15 protein-coding genes, 1 tRNA gene and 1 rRNA gene are annotated in these 19,829 nt (G+C 55.4%); 10 read left to right on the top strand and 7 right to left on the bottom strand.

The annotated features are described in order from the left end of the window. Window positions 1-57: 57 nt before the first annotated feature. The 3 genes from mnmG to asnC form a co-directional block, all read right to left on the bottom strand. Window positions 58-1,947, bottom strand: coding sequence for a tRNA uridine-5-carboxymethylaminomethyl(34) synthesis enzyme MnmG (gene mnmG / locus AB3N39_RS20830; RefSeq protein WP_136195845.1), 1,890 nt, complete (start codon window positions 1,945-1,947; stop codon window positions 58-60). A gap of 374 nt (window positions 1,948-2,321) precedes the next feature. Then, window positions 2,322-2,771, bottom strand: a complete 450-nt coding sequence (mioC, locus tag AB3N39_RS20825; protein ID WP_008500197.1) for an FMN-binding protein MioC — start codon at window positions 2,769-2,771, stop codon at window positions 2,322-2,324. Window positions 2,772-2,861: 90 nt separating this feature from the next. Next, on the bottom strand, window positions 2,862-3,320 hold the full coding sequence (asnC, locus tag AB3N39_RS20820) for a transcriptional regulator AsnC (protein ID WP_008500198.1): 459 nt from the start codon (window positions 3,318-3,320) through the stop codon (window positions 2,862-2,864). Between the two features lie 151 nt (window positions 3,321-3,471). On the opposite strand from asnC, the gene asnA reads away from it, so the two are divergent. Next, window positions 3,472-4,464, top strand: a complete 993-nt coding sequence (gene asnA, locus AB3N39_RS20815; protein WP_115876780.1) for an aspartate--ammonia ligase — start codon at window positions 3,472-3,474, stop codon at window positions 4,462-4,464. Here asnA and viaA read toward each other — a convergent pair whose 3' ends face one another. Together viaA and ravA are read right to left on the bottom strand one after the other, a co-directional pair. Continuing rightward, window positions 4,465-5,916: an ATPase RavA stimulator ViaA gene (gene viaA / locus AB3N39_RS20810; RefSeq protein WP_133295374.1), complete on the bottom strand. Its 1,452-nt coding sequence runs from the start codon at window positions 5,914-5,916 to the stop codon at window positions 4,465-4,467. Continuing rightward, window positions 5,910-7,406 (bottom strand): ATPase RavA, encoded by a 1,497-nt coding sequence (gene ravA / locus AB3N39_RS20805; protein ID WP_115876782.1) that lies wholly within the window; start codon window positions 7,404-7,406, stop codon window positions 5,910-5,912. The genes viaA and ravA overlap by 7 nt, the downstream gene beginning before the upstream one ends. Before the next feature lie 222 nt (window positions 7,407-7,628). Between ravA and kup the strand changes: the two genes are divergently transcribed. From kup to rbsR, 7 genes are all read left to right on the top strand, one after another. Next, window positions 7,629-9,497 (top strand): low affinity potassium transporter Kup, encoded by a 1,869-nt coding sequence (kup, locus tag AB3N39_RS20800; RefSeq protein WP_023309781.1) that lies wholly within the window; start codon window positions 7,629-7,631, stop codon window positions 9,495-9,497. Window positions 9,498-9,713: 216 nt separating this feature from the next. Beyond that, window positions 9,714-10,133: a D-ribose pyranase gene (gene rbsD, locus AB3N39_RS20795; protein WP_003862392.1), complete on the top strand. Its 420-nt coding sequence runs from the start codon at window positions 9,714-9,716 to the stop codon at window positions 10,131-10,133. A 7-nt stretch (window positions 10,134-10,140) separates the two neighbouring features. Continuing rightward, window positions 10,141-11,646 (top strand): ribose ABC transporter ATP-binding protein RbsA, encoded by a 1,506-nt coding sequence (rbsA, locus tag AB3N39_RS20790; RefSeq protein WP_021242658.1) that lies wholly within the window; start codon window positions 10,141-10,143, stop codon window positions 11,644-11,646. Window positions 11,647-11,650: 4 nt separating this feature from the next. Further along, window positions 11,651-12,616 (top strand): ribose ABC transporter permease, encoded by a 966-nt coding sequence (gene rbsC, locus AB3N39_RS20785; protein WP_021242657.1) that lies wholly within the window; start codon window positions 11,651-11,653, stop codon window positions 12,614-12,616. Window positions 12,617-12,643: 27 nt separating this feature from the next. Then, entirely contained in the window at window positions 12,644-13,534 is an 891-nt protein-coding gene (gene rbsB / locus AB3N39_RS20780; RefSeq protein ID WP_008503498.1) for a ribose ABC transporter substrate-binding protein RbsB, read from the top strand. A gap of 107 nt (window positions 13,535-13,641) precedes the next feature. Continuing rightward, window positions 13,642-14,571 carry a ribokinase gene (rbsK, locus tag AB3N39_RS20775; RefSeq protein WP_136195920.1) on the top strand — a complete coding sequence of 310 codons (930 nt, stop codon included), beginning with the start codon at window positions 13,642-13,644 and terminating at the stop codon, window positions 14,569-14,571. A 3-nt stretch (window positions 14,572-14,574) separates the two neighbouring features. Further along, entirely contained in the window at window positions 14,575-15,567 is a 993-nt protein-coding gene (gene rbsR, locus AB3N39_RS20770) for a ribose operon transcriptional repressor RbsR (RefSeq protein WP_367896983.1), read from the top strand. Here rbsR and mdtD read toward each other — a convergent pair. Together mdtD and AB3N39_RS20760 are read right to left on the bottom strand one after the other, a co-directional pair. After that, window positions 15,533-16,966, bottom strand: a complete 1,434-nt coding sequence (gene mdtD, locus AB3N39_RS20765) for a multidrug transporter subunit MdtD (protein WP_367896982.1) — start codon at window positions 16,964-16,966, stop codon at window positions 15,533-15,535. The genes rbsR and mdtD overlap by 35 nt on opposite strands. Next, window positions 16,963-17,670 carry a FadR/GntR family transcriptional regulator gene (locus AB3N39_RS20760; protein WP_023309775.1) on the bottom strand — a complete coding sequence of 236 codons (708 nt, stop codon included), beginning with the start codon at window positions 17,668-17,670 and terminating at the stop codon, window positions 16,963-16,965. The genes mdtD and AB3N39_RS20760 overlap by 4 nt, the downstream gene beginning before the upstream one ends. Window positions 17,671-18,124: 454 nt before the next feature. Between AB3N39_RS20760 and AB3N39_RS20755 the strand changes: the two genes are divergently transcribed. Further along, window positions 18,125-19,666, top strand: a 16S ribosomal RNA gene (locus AB3N39_RS20755). An 85-nt stretch (window positions 19,667-19,751) separates the two neighbouring features. Then, window positions 19,752-19,827: transfer RNA gene (locus AB3N39_RS20750), tRNA-Glu, on the top strand. Window positions 19,828-19,829 lie beyond the last annotated feature (2 nt).

The raw sequence follows: 19,829 nt of genomic DNA, 5'->3' as shown, positions 1-19,829 counted from the left end.
GCCCTACGGGTTCAGTAGGCCCGGTAAGCGCTGCGCCACCGGGCAATATTCCGGGCCTTACGCGCTACGGCGCAGCATGCCCTGCTTTTTCAGCCACACCAGCAGAATGGAAATCGCTGCAGGCGTGACGCCGGAGATACGTGAGGCCTGGCCGATCGAGACCGGTTTGTGATCGTTCAGCTTGGCGATCACTTCGTTGGAAAGGCCAGTCACCTTGCGGTAGTCCAGCATTTCCGGCAGCAGCGTGTTTTCGTTACGCTGCTGTTTTTCGATCTCATCCTGCTGACGCGCGATGTAACCTTCGTACTTAACCTGGATCTCAACCTGCTCTGCCGCTTCAGCATCTTCCAGGCCCGGCGCGAACGCGGTCAGTTTGACCAGGTTCTCGTAGGTGACTTCAGGACGGCGCAACAAATCTTCACCGCTGGCCTCGCGCGACAGCGGCGCGGTTAAGTGAGCGTTTACTTCGGCAGCGGTTTCCGCCTGCGGGTTCACCCAGGTGGTTTTCAGGCGCTGACGTTCCTGTTCAATGCGCTCCAGCTTCTCGTTAAAGCGCGCCCAGCGTTCGTCATCGACCAGACCCAGCTCGCGGCCGATTTCGGTCAAACGCAGGTCGGCGTTATCTTCACGCAGCATCAGGCGATATTCCGCGCGAGAGGTAAACATACGGTACGGTTCTTTGGTACCCAGCGTGCAGAGATCGTCAACCAGCACGCCCAGATACGCCTGAGAACGGCCGGGTGCCCAGCCCTCTTTCTCAGCAGAGAAGCGCGCGGCGTTCAGACCGGCAAGCAGGCCCTGCGCAGCCGCTTCTTCGTAGCCGGTGGTGCCGTTAATCTGACCCGCAAAGAACAGACCGTGGATGAATTTGCTCTCCAGGGTTGGCTTCAGGTCACGCGGATCGAAGAAATCGTACTCAATAGCGTAGCCAGGGCGAACGATTTTTGCGTTCTCCATGCCCTGCATTGAGCGAACAATTTGCATCTGCACGTCAAACGGCAGGCTGGTGGAGATGCCGTTCGGGTAAATTTCGTTCGAGGTCAGCCCTTCCGGCTCCAGGAAGATCTGGTGCTGGTTACGATCGGCGAAGCGCATCACTTTGTCCTCGATCGACGGGCAGTAGCGCGGACCGATCCCTTCGATCACGCCGGCGTACATCGGGCTGCGATCGAGGTTATTGCGGATCACATCGTGGGTTTTCTCGTTGGTATGCGTGATATAGCACGGCACCTGCTGCGGATGCTGTGCCGCATTGCCCATGAACGAGAAGACCGGCATCGGGTTATCACCGTGCTGTTGCGCCAGCACGCTGAAATCAATGGTGCGCGCATCAATACGCGGCGGCGTACCGGTTTTCAGGCGGCTGACGCGCAGCGGCAGTTCGCGCAGACGGCGAGACAATGGAATAGACGGCGGATCGCCAGCACGGCCGCCGCTGTAGTTATCCAGACCAATATGAATTTTACCGTCAAGGAATGTACCCACGGTCAGCACCACGGCTTTGGCGCGGAATTTGAGGCCCATCTGGGTCACGGCACCCACGACGCGATCGTTCTCAACGATTAGATCTTCAACCGCCTGCTGGAAGATCATCAGGTTCGGCTGATTCTCCAGGGCGGTACGCACCGCCTGACGGTAAAGCACGCGGTCTGCCTGGGCACGGGTCGCACGCACAGCGGGACCTTTACTCGCGTTTAGTATCCTAAACTGGATGCCGGCCCGATCGATCGCTTTCGCCATCAGGCCGCCAAGTGCATCCACTTCTTTTACCAGGTGTCCTTTCCCAATGCCGCCAATCGCCGGATTACAGGACATTTGTCCCAGCGTGTCGATATTGTGTGTCAAAAGCAGGGTCTGCTGACCCATTCGCGCTGCGGCCATTGCGGCCTCAGTGCCTGCGTGACCCCCGCCAATGATGATGACGTCAAAAGGATCCTGATAAAACATGGTGGTCTGCCTCGCGTAAAGCGGTATGAAAATGGATTGAAGCCCGGGCCGTGGATTCTACTCAACTTTAGTCTTTCGAGAAAGCATTGGGATCCTGGGCTATTAAAAAGAAGATCTTTTTATTTAGAGATCTGTTCTATTGTGATCTCTTATTAGGATCGCGAACCTGTGTGGATAAGTCCGATCTCATAAAGAAGATCATGCAGTTAGAAAGGATCGTTTGCTGTGAATGATCGGTGATCCTGGACCGTATAAGCTGGGATCAGATCGCGACTTTATACACAGGCCAAAAACTGCGCTACGGTTGTTATTTGGATAACTACGGGTTAATACGAGCTTTTAACCAGAGTTATCCACATCTGTTCGCGCGATCTTTAATCGTTTTTGAGTAAATTTTTCCATTCCGCGAGCCAGATCTCGGCTGGATCCTCCGGAATGTCATGATCGAGGATGTTGATCTTGAGCGTTTCACCCAGCTGTTTTGCTCCGCAGGAGGTCACAGCGGCTTCGACTTTCTCTATTGCCCCGCAAAAGGTGTCATATTCACGACTGCCGATCCCCACTGCGCCAAAACGGACGTTTGACAGGTCGGGCTGCTGTTCCAGCAGTTCGTCATATAAAGGTTGCAGATTATCCGGCAGATCCCCCGCGCCGTGCGTGGAGGTGATCAGCAGCCAGACCCCGTCAGTCGGGAGATCTTCAAGCAACGGGCCGTGCAGGGTTTCCGTGGAAAAGCCCGCCTCTTCCAGCTTTTCAGCCAGATGTTCCGCTACGTATTCCGCACCACCAAGGGTGCTGCCGCTGATAAGGGTAATGTCCGCCATTGATCGCTCGCCCAGATAAAGAGACGGCCATTGTACGCTGTGAACGAGCTGGGATCTACCTGTGGAAAATGTGGGAATGAATTTGCCCGATCACGGGCGGATGGTACGCATGATCGGGTTTTGCAAGGAGATCAGGGTCTCGGTGGACTGAATTTCATCTATTGTTTGGATCTTGTTGATAAGTACCTGCTGGAGCGCGTCGATGGATCGGCACATAACTTTAATAAAGATGCTGTAGTGCCCGGTGGTGTAGTACGCCTCGGTGACTTCATCCAGCGCGTTCAGTTTCGCCAGGGCAGAAGGGTAGTCTTTGGCGCTTTTAAGAATGATGCCGATGAAGCAGCAGACGTCGTAACCCAGCTGCTTTGGGCTGACGTCAATGCGCGCACCGGTAATGATCCCTGCCTGCTTCATCTTTTCTACGCGAACGTGAATGGTTCCCGGGCTGACGCCAAACTGTTTTGCCAGTTCGGCATAGGCGGTGCGGGCATTAGCCATTAAGGCCTCCAGAATGCCGCGGTCGAGATTGTCGATCTGATAATTTTCCATAGCTTTTTCTTATGACGATTAATGAATCACTTTATTCTAGCGCTATATTTTATCGAATCAAAAATGAAGGTGGCTTTTTGTTGATGGGTTATTGAATAAGGCGCCGTTTCTGTTGCTTAATCAATATCAACAGGACGCAGGAGTATAAATAATGAAAACCGCTTACATCGCAAAACAACGCCAGATCAGTTTCGTAAAATCCCATTTTTCCCGCCAGCTGGAAGAGAAGCTTGGGCTGATTGAAGTCCAGGCACCGATCCTCAGCCGCGTGGGTGACGGGACGCAGGATAACCTCTCTGGATGCGAAAAAGCGGTACAGGTGAAAGTGAAAACACTGCCAGACGCCCAGTTCGAAGTGGTTCATTCACTGGCGAAGTGGAAGCGTCAGACCCTGGGACAACACGACTTCAGCGCGGGCGAAGGGCTCTACACGCACATGAAAGCCCTTCGCCCTGATGAAGATCGCCTTTCACCGATTCATTCCGTTTACGTTGACCAGTGGGACTGGGAGCGCGTAATGGGTGATGGTGAACGTCATATCGGCACGCTGAAATCCACCGTTGAGGCGATCTACGCCGGGATCAAAGCAACCGAAGCGGCAGTGAGCAAAGAGTTTGGTCTGGCAACGTTCCTGCCGGATACGATCCACTTTGTCCACAGCCAGGAACTGCTGACCCGTTTCCCGGATCTGGATGCCAAAGGCCGTGAGCGTGCGATCGCCAAAGAATTAGGTGCTGTGTTCCTGATCGGTATCGGCGGCAAATTGTCTGATGGCAAACGCCACGACGTTCGTGCGCCTGATTATGATGACTGGAGTACTGCGGGTGAGGGCGAATTTGCCGGGCTGAACGGCGATATTCTTGTCTGGAACCCGATACTGGAAGACGCATTCGAGCTCTCTTCTATGGGGATCCGCGTGGATGCTGACGCGCTGAAGCGCCAGCTGGCGGTCACCGGTGATGTAGACCGTCTCAAACTCGAGTGGCACCAGGCGCTGCTGCGCGGCGAAATGCCGCAGACGATTGGCGGCGGTATCGGCCAGTCCCGTCTGACCATGCTGCTGCTGCAATTACCTCATATCGGTCAGGTTCAGTGTGGCGTCTGGCCGCAGCAGGTACGTGAAAGCGTTGGCTCTCTTCTGTAATTAACGCTGCCAGCGTCTGAGCAGGCGGCTACGCAGCCCGGTATCAAAGCGCCAGATATGATCGAAGATGCGCATGATGCCGGGTTTTCCATGGGCGGACATCGCCACCGCATGAAAACGGTGTTGATGCACCCGCTGTAATTCCTTCACCTTATTGACCACATCATCCGGCAGCCGCTGGGCAATAAAATCGGAAATCACCACTGCGTCAGCGTCGTACCAGTCGCCGCCCTGCATACGCTCCACAATGCTGCGAAAACAGCTTGCCAGATCGGTTCCACCGCGAAAACGCTGGCTCAGGAAGCGGATTGCCTGCTCGATCCCCTGCTGGTTCGTCAGCTCATAGCCCACGACTTCGCTGGAGAACAGCATGATGAAGCAGCGACGGCGATCGGCGAGCGCCACGCGCATCAGTGCCAGACAGAACGCCTTCGCACACTGCTCGTTAAACCCACCCATCGATCCGGACGTATCCACGCAAACGATGAATGGCCCGCGCGGCTGTTCATCAAAATCCTGATGAACCACAGGGCGCTGGCTTACCTTCTCGCGCCAGGCTTCGCCGTGCAGCCGGTAGGTGAGGAGCTGTTTTTCCACCAGCCGACGGTAAAACTCATACTCCAGCTCGGTCATCCCGAGCGTGCTCAGTTCCGTGGGCAGCAGGCGTAAAATGTCATCACTCTGCTGGAGCCCGTCGACCTGCTCCGGCACGGTAGCCGGTTCGCGCACCAGGGTGCGGAAGGTCTCCATGGGGGCATCTTTCTTTGGGACCGACTTTGCCTCCCTTGAGCGACCCAGCTGTTCTGCAAGCTTCATCAGCTCGGGCTGCTGCGCCAGAAAATCGCCGTATTTGACGATCAGCTGATAGTCCCCGCGCCGGAGCTGACCGGCGCTCATATCCCAGAGACGCCCTGCGGCGTTTTCATTCTCCACCAGCACCTGCTCAAGCTGGCCGCTTAAGGTCATGCGCTCCTGAACTTCACTGAGCAGCTGTTCGCGCTCTTCGTCCAGCAGCTGCTGGTTTAGCGTCGTGGCCTGCACCACCAGGCTGAGGCGCCAGCGCTGTAAGAAGAGGGTGTGCAGTGCGGGAGTGAACGTGGCGTTATCCGTGACCAGCGCCCGGGCCTGGCTGGCAAACGGAGAGTGGACCTTGTCGAGCAGCGTCAGGGTTTGCGGAAGCTGAACGATAAACTGCGATGTGGAGAGCCGCTGGCACTGCTGATAACAGGCCACCTCTTCCGTTAGCTCAGGCGGAACTTCGGTCTCCCTGAACCGCTGACGCAAATTTTCCCGCCAGCGCGGAAGATCGTCCGTCATCGCCTTTTTGAGCTTCGGAAATTTTTCAAAGAAGGCTGCCAGCTGCGGCGAAGCCAGAAGGGTTATGACCACTTCTTCGATCAACCCTTCCTCGCTGACGGCCAGCATGACGTTAAGCGTATCCAGGGTTAGCATTGACGCGCCTGTTTAATCTGCGCGCTGACGTCCTGCAGGCTGGCTTCGATGCGACCTAACCAGTCGCTATGAATAAAGAGGCACTTTTGCTGCTCGCTAAAGCGGGTGTGCTGCTGGTGCCATTCCGTATCCAGCGCTTCCAGCTGCTGCTTAATCTCCTCGGGGACGCTGTCAGAGGCGGTTCCCGGCAGCGCGAGACGCGAGCCCTGCAGGCTGACGTCGCGGATCACCAGGTGCTGGCTGCTGTCCACTTCCATATTCAGCGGCTGCGCGAAACCGATGCCGTTGAGCTTTCCACGGATCTCTCCGCCCTTATCCAGCCACTGTGCCAGCGCCTCGCGCTCAATCGTCACATGCACCACCTGCATATCATGCAGCTTAAGCGGCTGTTGGAGCAGCAGGGTCAGCGTCGGGCTGGTGAGTTCGGTGGGTAATTCATAGTGCGGTTTGCGTGCGAACATCCCCCCCAGGCGATTCACTTTCAGCGCGGTTTTATCACTTTGCTGCTGCTGAAGCTGGATGCGCCGCTGGGCAATCGCCCCCAACTGATTGAGCATCGCCTGCTGTCCCCAGGCGTGTCCGGTCATCAAAACGTCAAGCTGCTGCTGCATCAGGTTCATGCCTTCCGCGTCGTGCCAGAGGCAGTCTTTCAGCAGGATCAGATCGATGGGCGCCACGGCATCGCGGCCGCTGAACAGGGCGCTGGCCTGCAGCAGACGGATCGCTTTTTTCCAGCGGCGATCGGAGACATAGGGCGCCGAGGGAAGGTGATCAAGCTGCTGACGAAGCAGATAGATCAGCTCGAATACCGCGTCCGGCAATTTGATTTTGCCAATATCCTGCTGCCACTGGTGGTACTCCTCATCCGTCACCTGCAGCGAAGCGGGTACCGGATTTTCGCTCTCGTCCTGCTGGCTGACCAGCATGGAGCGGAAGTTGGATTTATCCTGTACTTTGTCCAGCCACAGGCGGATCAGCATACGGTCATACAGCGCTTCCAGGCTGCTGTCGGCTTCAGGCAGTTCGTTTGAGGCGGCCACCAGCAGGCGCATTGGGATTTTTTCTTCACTGGCGCCGTTGCGGAACCGACGTTCGTTTATCGCCGTGAGCAGGGTGTTCAGAATGGCCGGTCCCGCTTTCCAGATCTCATCAAGAAAGACAATTTCAGCCTCCGGAAGATACCCTTCTGTCAGACGCTGATAGCGCCCCTCATCTTTCAGTGCCTGAATGGAAAGCGGGCCAAAAACTTCTTCTGGGGTGGAAAACCGGGTCATGAGATATTCGAAGGCGCGGGCGTTCTGAAAAGCAAATTTTAGCCTGCGGGCAATCAGGCTTTTGGCAATGCCCGGCGGACCCAGCAAAAACACGCTCTCGCCGCTCAACGCCGCCAGTAAACAGAGGCGAATGGCGTGGCTACGCTCGAAAAGGCCTTTCTCCAGCGCGCTGCTAAGGCGGGAAATTCTTTCTGCTAATAAATGTGAGTGAGCCATAATAGTTTTGCATCCTTTCGCCGTCGTGGCGGCCAATTGAAGCGAGTATAGACGTTTCAGTCAGGGCTGGTAATAGACTGAAGTGCGGCGCAATTTTCTTTGCGCTACATTAATGCGGTTGCATTTAGGGGTACGATTTTGCAATGAATCGTGCATACTGTGCGCTTTTTGTGGGCCAAGGGACCAGGAACACATTTGTTATTTAAACGAAAAGACTAGTCTATGAGCACTGATAATAAGCAATCATTACCCGCAATAACGCTTGCGGCGATCGGGGTTGTCTACGGTGATATTGGCACCAGCCCGCTTTATACGCTTCGTGAATGTCTGTCCGGCCAGTTTGGCTTTGGTGTTGAGCGCGATGCCGTATTTGGCTTCCTGTCCCTCATCTTCTGGCTGCTGATCCTGGTGGTTTCCGTTAAATATCTCTCCTTCGTTATGCGTGCTGATAACGCAGGTGAAGGTGGGATCCTGACCCTGATGTCCCTGGCTGGGCGCAATACGTCAGCCAGGATGACGTCCGTGCTGGTCATTATCGGCCTGATTGGCGGCAGCTTCTTCTATGGGGAAGTGGTGATAACGCCGGCTATTTCGGTGCTCTCGGCGATAGAGGGGCTGGAAATTATTGCCCCGCAGCTCGATTCATGGGTTGTTCCTCTGGCCATTATTGTCCTGACGCTGCTGTTTATGATCCAGAAGCACGGTACCGGGCTGGTGGGCAAACTGTTTGCGCCGATTATGCTGGCCTGGTTCCTGATCCTGGCCGCGCTTGGTTTGCGCAGCATTATCGCGAATCCGGAAGTGCTGCATGCGCTGAACCCTTACTGGGCCGTGCATTTCTTCCTTGAATACAAAGTGGTTTCCTTCGTGGCGCTGGGTGCCGTCGTGCTCTCCATTACCGGCGTTGAAGCGCTATATGCTGACATGGGGCACTTCGGGAAACTGCCTATCCGCGTGGCATGGTTTATTGTGGTGCTGCCGTCGCTGGTGCTGAACTACTTTGGCCAGGGCGCGCTGTTACTTAAAAATCCGGAAGCGATCAAGAACCCGTTCTTCCTGCTGGCGCCTGACTGGGCGCTGGTGCCGATGCTGATTCTGGCGACGCTGGCGACCGTCATTGCCTCTCAGGCGGTGATTTCCGGCGTGTTTTCTCTGACGCGCCAGGCCGTGCGTCTGGGGTATCTCTCTCCGATGCGCATCATCCATACCTCTGAGATGGAGTCGGGCCAGATCTACATCCCGTTCGTTAACTGGCTGCTCTACTTCGCTGTTGTGATTGTTATCGTCAGCTTCGAGCACTCCAGCAACCTGGCGGCGGCGTACGGTATTGCGGTAACCGGTACGATGGTGCTGACATCGCTTCTCTCCACCACGGTGGCGTACCGAAACTGGCACTGGAATAAATTCCTCGTGGCGATGATTCTGGTGGGCTTCCTGTGCATTGACGTGCCGCTGTTCTCCGCAAACCTCGACAAGATTGTCTCCGGCGGCTGGCTGCCGCTGACGCTGGGTCTGGTGATGTTCATCGTCATGACCACCTGGAAAAGCGAGCGTTTCCGTCTGCTGCGCCGCATGCACGAGCACGGGAACTCTCTTGAGGCGATGATCGCTTCTCTGGAGAAATCCCCGCCGGTCCGCGTGCCGGGCACCGCGGTGTACATGTCTCGCGCCCTGAACGTCATTCCCTTCGCGCTGATGCATAACCTCAAGCACAACAAAGTGCTGCACGAGCGCGTGATCCTGCTGACGCTGCGCACTGAAGATGCGCCTTACGTTCACAACGTGCGTCGCGTGCAAATCGAGCAGCTCTCCCCGACATTCTGGCGCGTGGTGGCGAGCTACGGCTGGCGTGAAACGCCAAATGTGGAAGAGGTGTTCCACCGCTGCGGTCTTGAAGGGCTGAGCTGCCGGATGATGGAGACGTCGTTCTTTATGTCTCACGAATCGCTTATCATCGGCAAGCGCCCTTGGTATTTGCGCCTGCGCGGCAAACTGTACCTGATCCTGCAGCGTAACGCCCTGCGCGCGCCTGACCAGTTTGAGATCCCGCCTAACCGCGTGATAGAGCTGGGTACGCAGGTCGAGATTTAAGTCCTTTCGAAAATGCCGGGTGGCGCTGCGCTTACCCGGCCTACCAAACCCGTAGGCCCTTGCAAGCGAAGCGCCGTCGGGCTATTTCTCCCATCAATATTTCACTTAGCGAAACGTTTCGACGTCGATCACAAATCTGTTACGTCATGATGGTTTTCTGAACATTTCTGGCGCTACACTACTTTTAGCGAAACGTTTCGCTAGTGGAGCAAGAAAATGAAGAAAGGCACGGTACTCAACTCAGAAATCTCATCGGTTATTTCCCGCCTTGGGCATACCGATACGCTGGTGGTTTGCGATGCAGGCTTACCGGTTCCGCGCAGCACAACCCGTATTGATATGGCGTTAACGCAGGGTGTTCCTTCGTTTATGCAGGTACTGGAAGTCGTGACGGCGGAGATGCAGGTTGAGGCAGCCATTCTCGCGGCGGAAATCAAACAACATAATCCGCAACTCCACGAAACGTTGCTCAGCCATATTGAGCAACTGCAACAACACCAGGGAAACACCATAGAAATTCGTTACACAACGCACGAGCAGTTCAAACAACAAACCGCAGACAGTCAGGCGGTAATTCGCAGCGGGGAGTGTTCCCCGTATGCGAATATCATTCTCTGTGCTGGCGTCACCTTCTGAGGCCATCATGGACGCATTACTGCAACTCAAAGGGATCGATAAGTCGTTCCCGGGCGTAAAAGCCCTCTCCGGCGCGGCGCTGAACGTCTACCCCGGGCGCGTAATGGCGCTGGTGGGGGAAAACGGCGCCGGCAAATCCACCATGATGAAAGTGCTAACCGGTATCTATCAACGCGATGCCGGTTCACTCCTCTGGCTGGGTAAAGAAACCACCTTCACTGGCCCGAAATCTTCTCAGGAAGCAGGTATCGGCATTATTCACCAGGAGCTGAACCTGATCCCGCAGCTCACCATTGCGGAAAACATCTTCCTCGGCCGCGAGTTTGTTAACCGGTTCGGCAAAATCGACTGGAAAACTATGTATGCTGAAGCGGACAAGCTGCTGGCGAAGCTGAACCTGCGCTTTAAGAGCGACCGTCTGGTAGGCGATTTGTCGATTGGCGATCAGCAGATGGTGGAAATCGCGAAGGTGCTGAGCTTTGAGTCGAAGGTCATCATTATGGATGAACCGACCGACGCCCTGACCGATACTGAAACCGAATCCCTGTTCCGCGTTATCCGCGAGCTGAAGTCGCAGGGGCGCGGGATTGTCTATATCTCTCACCGCATGAAAGAGATCTTCGAGATCTGCGACGACGTCACCGTTTTCCGCGACGGGCAGTTTATTGCCGAGCGCGAAGTGGCCACGCTGACCGAAGATACGCTCATTGAAATGATGGTGGGACGTAAGCTTGAAGATCAATATCCGCATCTGGATAAAGCGCCGGGAGAGATCCGCCTGAAGGTGGACAACCTCTGCGGTCCGGGTGTGAACGACGTGACCTTTACCCTGCGCCAGGGCGAGATCCTGGGCGTGGCGGGCCTGATGGGAGCGGGACGTACCGAGCTGATGAAAGTGTTGTACGGCGCACTGCCGCGCACCAGCGGTTATGTCACCCTTGACGGCCATGAAGTGGTCACCCGCTCTCCGCAGGATGGTCTGGCGAACGGCATCGTCTATATCTCCGAAGACCGCAAACGCGATGGCCTGGTGCTGGGCATGTCGGTAAAAGAGAACATGTCCCTGACCGCGCTGCGCTATTTCAGCCATAGCGGTGGAAGCCTGAAGCATAAAGACGAACAGCAGGCGGTCAGCGATTTTATCCGCCTCTTTAACGTCAAAACCCCGTCGATGGAGCAGGCGATTGGCCTGTTATCCGGCGGGAATCAGCAGAAAGTGGCGATTGCGCGCGGGTTGATGACGCGCCCGAAAGTGCTGATCCTCGACGAGCCAACCCGCGGCGTGGACGTGGGCGCGAAGAAAGAGATCTATCAGCTGATTAACCAGTTTAAGGCCGACGGTCTGAGCATCATTCTGGTCTCTTCCGAGATGCCAGAAGTATTAGGCATGAGCGATCGCATTATCGTTATGCATGAAGGGCATCTCGGCGGTGAATTCACTCGCGAGCAGGCCACCCAGGAAGTTCTGATGGCTGCCGCTGTGGGCAAGCTTAATCGCGTGAATCAGGAGTAAGAAGATGACTACCCAGGCTGTTTCTGGTCGCCGCTATTTCACAAAGGCGTGGCTCATGGAGCAAAAATCGCTGATTGCCCTGCTGGTGCTGATCGCGATTGTATCGACCATGAGTCCGAACTTTTTCACCGTTAATAACCTGTTCAACATTCTGCAGCAGACGTCGGTGAATGCCATTATGGCGGTCGGCATGACGCTGGTAATTTTGACCTCAGGTATCGATCTGTCCGTCGGTTCCCTGCTGGCCCTTACCGGCGCGATCGCCGCTTCGCTTGTCGGGATTGAAGTCAACGCGCTGGTGGCCGTGGCCGCGGCCCTGGCGGCAGGGGCCGCGATTGGCGCCGTCACCGGCGTGATTGTGGCAAAAGGTCGCGTTCAGGCATTCATCGCCACGCTGGTGATGATGCTGCTGCTGCGCGGGGTGACCATGGTTTATACCAACGGCAGCCCGGTCAATACCGGCTTCACCGATAACGCCGATCTGTTTGGCTGGTTCGGTATCGGTCGCCCGCTGGGTGTTCCGACACCGGTCTGGATCATGGCTATCGTCTTCCTGGCGGCGTGGTACATGCTGCACCATACCCGTCTGGGCCGTTATATTTATGCGCTGGGCGGTAACGAAGCGGCAACGCGCCTGTCCGGTATCAGCGTTAATAAAGTCAAAGTTATCGTCTACTCCCTGTGCGGTCTGCTGGCGTCACTGGCGGGCATTATCGAAGTGGCGCGCCTCTCTTCCGCGCAGCCGACGGCGGGTACGGGGTATGAGCTGGATGCTATCGCGGCAGTGGTTCTGGGCGGTACGAGTCTTGCGGGCGGTAAAGGTCGCATTGTTGGGACATTGATCGGCGCACTGATTCTCGGTTTCCTGAATAATGGTTTGAATTTGTTAGGTGTTTCCTCCTATTACCAGATGATCGTTAAGGCAGTGGTGATTTTGCTGGCGGTACTGGTAGACAACAAAAAACAGTAACTGACGACACTACAGGACATCTTAGATATGAACATGAAAAAACTGGCTACCCTGGTTTCCGCTGTCGCGCTGAGCGCAACCGTAAGTGCTAACGCCATGGCGAAAGATACCATCGCGCTGGTTGTCTCAACCCTGAACAACCCGTTCTTTGTCTCCCTGAAGGACGGTGCGCAGAAAGAAGCGGACAAGCTGGGCTACAACCTGGTGGTGCTGGATTCACAGAACAACCCGGCGAAAGAGCTGGCTAACGTTCAGGACTTAACCGTTCGTGGCACCAAGATTCTGCTGATCAACCCAACCGACTCTGACGCCGTAGGTAACGCCGTTAAAATGGCAAACCAGGCGAAAATTCCGGTGATCACCCTGGACCGTCAGGCAACCAAAGGCGACGTGGTGAGCCACATTGCGTCTGATAACGTGCTGGGCGGCAAAATCGCGGGTGATTACATCGCGAAGAAAGCTGGCGAAGGCGCGAAAGTTATCGAACTGCAGGGGATTGCCGGTACGTCCGCCGCCCGCGAGCGTGGCGAAGGCTTCCAGCAGGCTGTGGCTGCACACAAATTCAACGTGCTGGCGAGCCAGCCAGCAGACTTCGATCGTACCAAAGGTCTGAACGTCATGCAGAACCTGCTGACCGCACATCCTGACGTGCAGGCGGTCTTCGCGCAGAACGACGAAATGGCGCTCGGTGCGCTGCGTGCTCTGCAGACTGCAGGTAAATCTGATGTGATGGTTGTCGGATTTGACGGCACGCCGGATGGTGAAAAAGCAGTAAACGATGGCAAACTGGCTGCGACCATCGCTCAGCTGCCTGAGCAGATTGGCGCCACTGGCGTTGAAACTGCCGACAAAGTGCTGAAGGGCGAAAAAGTTCAGGCTAAATACCCGGTTGACCTGAAGCTGGTCATCAAGCAGTAAAAGGCGAATCAGGCAGTCGCTGGCTGCCTGAGGGACACCAATAAAAGAAAAGTGTGGCATACGCCACCGGGTAACACCGGTGGCGCTCTCAGATGGACAACCCAACCATGAAAACCGCAGGCAACCTCGTCGTCCTTGGCAGTATCAATGCCGATCACATTCTTAACCTTGAATCGTTCCCTGCACCGGGCGAAACCGTCACGGGTAATCATTATCAGGTGGCATTTGGCGGTAAAGGTGCCAACCAGGCCGTGGCCGCGGGTCGCAGTGGGGCGAATATTGCGTTTATCGCCTGCACGGGTGATGACGATACCGGGGAGCGTGTACGCAAGCAGCTCGCGAGCGACAACATTGATATCGCACCGGTCAGCGTTGTTGCAGGGGAATCTACCGGCGTGGCGCTGATTTTCGTCAATGCTGAAGGTGAGAATGTCATCGGTATTCATGCTGGGGCTAACGCTGCGCTGACGACGGAGCGCGTAGAAGCGCAACATGCAAGCATCGCCGGAGCGGAAGCCCTGCTCATGCAGCTGGAATCACCGGTTGAAAGCGTGCTGGCCGCCGCAAAAATTGCACATGAAAATCATACCACTGTTGTACTGAACCCGGCCCCAGCACGTGTATTATCAGACGAGCTGCTGGCGCTGGTGGACATCATTACGCCGAACGAAACCGAAGCCGAAAAGCTGACGGGCATCCGCGTAGAAAATGATGACGATGCCGCACGAGCCGCGCGTGCACTGCATGATAAGGGCATAGGCACCGTGATTATCACCCTTGGCAGCCGTGGGGTGTGGGCAAGCGTCAATGGCGAAGGTCGTCGTGTGCCGGGCTTTAAGGTGAAGGCGATTGATACCATTGCAGCGGGAGACACCTTCAATGGTGCACTGGTGACCGCGCTGCTGGAAGGCAAGATAATGGATGATGCTATTCGCTTCGCTCACGCCGCTGCCGCGATTGCGGTGACGCGCAAGGGCGCCCAGCCTTCCGTTCCGTGGCGTAAAGAGATCGATGAATTCTTAAGTCAGCAGGGGTAACGCTTGGCTACAATGAAAGATGTCGCCCGTATGGCGGGCGTTTCTACCTCGACGGTCTCCCACGTCATTAATAAAGATCGCTTCGTCAGCGAGGCGATTCGGGAAAAAGTCGAAGCTGCGGTAAAAGAACTCAACTATGCGCCGTCTGCGCTGGCGCGCAGCCTTAAGCTCAATCAGACGCGTACTATCGGTATGCTGATCACTGCCAGTACCAACCCCTTTTATTCAGAACTGGTTCGCGGCGTGGAGCGCAGCTGCTTCGAGCGCGGCTACAGCCTGGTGCTGTGTAACACCGAAGGTGACGAGCAGCGCATGAATCGTAACCTGGAGACGCTGATGCAAAAACGCGTCGACGGGCTACTGTTGCTCTGCACCGAAACGCACCAGCCCTCGAAAGAGATCATCCAGCGCTATCCTTCTATTCCCACCGTGATGATGGACTGGGCCCCATTCGACGGAACCAGCGATCTCATTCAGGATAACTCCCTGCTGGGTGGTGATATGGCGACTCAGTATCTGATTGATAAAGGCTATACCCGCATCGCCTGTATTACCGGTCCGCTGGATAAAACCCCGGCGCGTTTGCGTCTGGAAGGGTATCTCTCCGCCATGGATCGAGCAGGGCTCGCCATTCCTGATGGCTACCGGATCACTGGTGATTTCGAATTTAACGGTGGCTTCGAGGCAATGCAGAAACTGCTGACGCAAGCGCAGCGCCCGCAGGCGGTCTTTATTGGTAATGATGCGATGGCGTTTGGTGCCTATCAGGCGTTGTATCAGGCGGGGCTAAGCGTGCCGGACGATATGGCGGTGATTGGCTACGATGATATTGAACTTGCCCGCTACATGACGCCGCCGCTGACTACTATTCATCAGCCGAAGGATGAACTGGGCGAGCTGGCCATAGATGTGTTGATCCACCGTATGGCGCAGCCCACGCTGCAGCAACAACGCCTGCAGCTTACTCCTGTTCTGATGGAACGCGGTTCGGTTTAGCTTTCTCTTTATGACGCTCTTTAATCAGGTTTCTGCCGTCTTTCGGTTTTAACAGCATAAAGACCAGCGCCGATACCACGGTAAGTGCGCCCATGGTAATAAAGGTATAGTGGAACTGCTCAACGGTATTTGCGTTGTCAAAACCCTCATAAAACCTCAGCACCGCTGCACTCACGGCAACCCCTAAACTGATCGACAGCTGTTGCGTTACCGCCAGCACGCTGTTGCCGCTACTGGCGTTCTCGTCAGTCAGGTCGGCGAGGGTGATGGTGTTCATCGATGTGAACTGCGTCGACATCGCCATGCCCAACACAAACAGCGGCAGGATCAGCATCCAGACGGGTAACGCGGCGGACTGCAGCGAAAACTGCGCAATCATCAAACCGATAAAGACCGTCACGCCAACCAGCGTCTTACGATAGCCAAACCAGCGCAGCACCTGCGTAACGGTTGATTTTGCCAGAATCGAGCCCATTGCCGTGGGCGCCATCATACAGCCAGCAATCAGGGCCGGGTAGCCGAAACCCACCTGCAGCATCAATGGCATCAGGAACGGCACACAACCCGTCCCCAGACGAGACGCAATGTTGCCTGCAATCCCTACGGAAAAGGTTCGGGTATTAAAGAGCCCCAGGGAGATTAACGGTGTCGGGTGGCGGCGCGCGTGACGTATATAAACAAGAAATAACAGAATACCGCCCAGGATAACGGAGAGCGCTATCCACGTTGCGACGATCTTCTCGCCAAACAGCTCCATCCCGCTGGAGAATAATACCAGGCTCAGGCCGAACAGGAAAAAGCCGCCCATGTCGAAGCTGCGCCTTGGCGTGGTGAAGTTCGGCATATATTTGCGGGCATACAGCAGCCCCGCAACGCCAATTGGGATATTAATCAGGAAGATCCAGTGCCAGCTTGCCCAGGTGACAAACACGCCACCGAGTACCGGTCCAAGTATCGGGCCAACAAGGCCTGGCATGGTAACGAAGTTGAGCACGGGAAGTAATTCGCTGCGCGGGTAGGCTCGCAGTAGGGCAAGGCGCGCCACGGGCATCATCATCGCGCCGCCGATGCCCTGCAATACGCGGAAGATAACCAGCTCTGTTAATGATGAGGAGAGCGCACAGGCCAGCGAACCGAGCGTAAAGAGCGTTACGGCCAGCATGAAAACTCTGCGGGTGCCAAAGCGGTCGGCCAGCCAGCCGCTGACCGGTATTAACATTGCCACCGTCAGGGTGTAGCTGATGATGGCTGACTGCATCGCCAGTGGGGAACGGTTGAGGCTTTGCGCAATAGCGGGAAGCGCGGTGTTGAGGATGGTGGCATCCAGTGCCTGCATAAAAAACGCCATGGCTGCAATCCACGGCAATCCGGCCATGCTGCGCGCTTTTTTCTTTGTCATTTATTTACCTGCTGGTGGGTTGGCGCGGCCAGCAATGCCTGGCACGCACTCAGGGCTCGTTGCCCGTCGCTTTCCTGGATGGCATCCACTATCGCCTGATGCAAATCCAGTTTTACCACTTCGTTTTGTGTAATAGAGGTAAAGTAGGTGTGATACACCGAATGAAATAAAGAGGCAAAAGAGGTAAGGAACGGATTGGCGCTCATCATATAGATGTGTTCATGCCAGGCCATATCGACCTCAACCCAGCGTTCGCGGTTGAAGTGTTTTTTCAGGAACACCATCTCTTCCATCAACGCGTTAAGCTGCGCTTTCTGCTCTGCTGTTCCCAGCGTAGCGGCAAGCAGACATGCCTGAGGTTCAAGGCTGCTGCGCATCACCAGAAAGTGATCGACGACCTGATGAAAGTTATCTTCCGTCATCCACCAGGAGAGCAGCTCCTGATCGAGAAAATTCCAGTTACTCTGTGGCATTACGCGTGTGCCAATGCGAGGACGTGGAAGCACCATACCTTTTGCCGTCAGGGTTTTTACCGCCTCGCGAACCGCGGTACGACTCACCCCAAACTGCTCACCCAGCTCCATTTCACCCGGCAGGATGCTACCGGGGGCATATTTACCCGCTAAAATCCGCTGCGCCAGCTTTTCTGCCAGCACGTACGACAGGTTTTTTTGGGCGGCCAGCTGTTGTGCGCTTAATGGCATCGCTTTTATTCCTTAAAGATACATGCTGATAATTATGCCACCTCGAATGTGATTGTGGTTGCAGATACATCAAATAGAACAATTTGTAGCTTGATTTCACCTCGGGTGGTGAAAAAAAACGCGGATGAAAACTTTTTTTAAATTTCCTCTTGTCACGTCGGAATAACTCCCTATAATGCGCCTCCACTGACACGGAACAACGGCACACACGCCGCCGGGTCAGCAGAGAATAGCGTAAATAAACGCTTGACTCTGAAGCGGGAAAGCGTAATATGCACACCCCGCGCCGCTGCGAAAAGCGAAGCGGCACTGCTCTTTAACAATTTATCAGACAATCTGTGTGGGCACTCAAAGTGACATGGATTCTTAACGTCCTCGGACGAAAAATGAATACCAAGTCTCTGAGTGAACATGCGTAATTCATTACGAAGTTTAATTCACGAGCATCAAACTTAAATTGAAGAGTTTGATCATGGCTCAGATTGAACGCTGGCGGCAGGCCTAACACATGCAAGTCGAGCGGCAGCGGAAAGTAGCTTGCTACTTTGCCGGCGAGCGGCGGACGGGTGAGTAATGTCTGGGAAACTGCCTGATGGAGGGGGATAACTACTGGAAACGGTAGCTAATACCGCATAACGTCGCAAGACCAAAGAGGGGGACCTTCGGGCCTCTTGCCATCAGATGTGCCCAGATGGGATTAGCTAGTAGGTGGGGTAACGGCTCACCTAGGCGACGATCCCTAGCTGGTCTGAGAGGATGACCAGCCACACTGGAACTGAGACACGGTCCAGACTCCTACGGGAGGCAGCAGTGGGGAATATTGCACAATGGGCGCAAGCCTGATGCAGCCATGCCGCGTGTATGAAGAAGGCCTTCGGGTTGTAAAGTACTTTCAGCGGGGAGGAAGGCGTTGAGGTTAATAACCTCAGCGATTGACGTTACCCGCAGAAGAAGCACCGGCTAACTCCGTGCCAGCAGCCGCGGTAATACGGAGGGTGCAAGCGTTAATCGGAATTACTGGGCGTAAAGCGCACGCAGGCGGTCTGTCAAGTCGGATGTGAAATCCCCGGGCTCAACCTGGGAACTGCATTCGAAACTGGCAGGCTAGAGTCTTGTAGAGGGGGGTAGAATTCCAGGTGTAGCGGTGAAATGCGTAGAGATCTGGAGGAATACCGGTGGCGAAGGCGGCCCCCTGGACAAAGACTGACGCTCAGGTGCGAAAGCGTGGGGAGCAAACAGGATTAGATACCCTGGTAGTCCACGCCGTAAACGATGTCGACTTGGAGGTTGTGCCCTTGAGGCGTGGCTTCCGGAGCTAACGCGTTAAGTCGACCGCCTGGGGAGTACGGCCGCAAGGTTAAAACTCAAATGAATTGACGGGGGCCCGCACAAGCGGTGGAGCATGTGGTTTAATTCGATGCAACGCGAAGAACCTTACCTACTCTTGACATCCAGAGAACTTTCCAGAGATGGATTGGTGCCTTCGGGAACTCTGAGACAGGTGCTGCATGGCTGTCGTCAGCTCGTGTTGTGAAATGTTGGGTTAAGTCCCGCAACGAGCGCAACCCTTATCCTTTGTTGCCAGCGGTCCGGCCGGGAACTCAAAGGAGACTGCCAGTGATAAACTGGAGGAAGGTGGGGATGACGTCAAGTCATCATGGCCCTTACGAGTAGGGCTACACACGTGCTACAATGGCGCATACAAAGAGAAGCGACCTCGCGAGAGCAAGCGGACCTCATAAAGTGCGTCGTAGTCCGGATTGGAGTCTGCAACTCGACTCCATGAAGTCGGAATCGCTAGTAATCGTAGATCAGAATGCTACGGTGAATACGTTCCCGGGCCTTGTACACACCGCCCGTCACACCATGGGAGTGGGTTGCAAAAGAAGTAGGTAGCTTAACCTTCGGGAGGGCGCTTACCACTTTGTGATTCATGACTGGGGTGAAGTCGTAACAAGGTAACCGTAGGGGAACCTGCGGTTGGATCACCTCCTTACCTTAAAGAACCTGCCTTTGTAGTGCTCACACAGATTGTCTGATGAAAAGTAAATAGCAAGGCGTCTTGCGATTGAGACTTCAGTGTCCCCTTCGTCTAGAGGCCCAGGACACCGCCCTTTCACGGCGGTAACAGGGGTTCGAATCCCCTAGGGGACGCCACT

The sequence above is a fragment of the Enterobacter vonholyi genome, from assembly GCF_040834095.1.
GTDB lineage: Bacteria > Pseudomonadota > Gammaproteobacteria > Enterobacterales > Enterobacteriaceae > Enterobacter > Enterobacter vonholyi.
Note: the sequence above shows the minus strand (reverse complement) of the source record. Positions and strands in the feature narration are given on the sequence as shown.

Bases quoted from the DNA above. Each gene is read 5' to 3' on its own strand.
- rbsD (WP_003862392.1), top strand. From the start codon at position 9,714: ATGAAGAAAGGCACGGTACTCAACTCAGAAATCTCATCGGTTATTTCC.
- kup (WP_023309781.1), top strand. From the start codon at position 7,629: ATGAGCACTGATAATAAGCAATCATTACCCGCAATAACGCTTGCGGCG.
- rbsB (WP_008503498.1), top strand. From the start codon at position 12,644: ATGAACATGAAAAAACTGGCTACCCTGGTTTCCGCTGTCGCGCTGAGC.
- ravA (WP_115876782.1), bottom strand. From the start codon at position 7,406: ATGGCTCACTCACATTTATTAGCAGAAAGAATTTCCCGCCTTAGCAGC.
- asnC (WP_008500198.1), bottom strand. From the start codon at position 3,320: ATGGAAAATTATCAGATCGACAATCTCGACCGCGGCATTCTGGAGGCC.
- mioC (WP_008500197.1), bottom strand. From the start codon at position 2,771: ATGGCGGACATTACCCTTATCAGCGGCAGCACCCTTGGTGGTGCGGAA.
- mnmG (WP_136195845.1), bottom strand. From the start codon at position 1,947: ATGTTTTATCAGGATCCTTTTGACGTCATCATCATTGGCGGGGGTCAC.
- mdtD (WP_367896982.1), bottom strand. From the start codon at position 16,966: ATGACAAAGAAAAAAGCGCGCAGCATGGCCGGATTGCCGTGGATTGCA.
- rbsK (WP_136195920.1), top strand. From the start codon at position 13,642: ATGAAAACCGCAGGCAACCTCGTCGTCCTTGGCAGTATCAATGCCGAT.
- rbsA (WP_021242658.1), top strand. From the start codon at position 10,141: ATGGACGCATTACTGCAACTCAAAGGGATCGATAAGTCGTTCCCGGGC.
- rbsC (WP_021242657.1), top strand. From the start codon at position 11,651: ATGACTACCCAGGCTGTTTCTGGTCGCCGCTATTTCACAAAGGCGTGG.
- viaA (WP_133295374.1), bottom strand. From the start codon at position 5,916: ATGCTAACCCTGGATACGCTTAACGTCATGCTGGCCGTCAGCGAGGAA.
- AB3N39_RS20760 (WP_023309775.1), bottom strand. From the start codon at position 17,670: ATGCCATTAAGCGCACAACAGCTGGCCGCCCAAAAAAACCTGTCGTAC.
- asnA (WP_115876780.1), top strand. From the start codon at position 3,472: ATGAAAACCGCTTACATCGCAAAACAACGCCAGATCAGTTTCGTAAAA.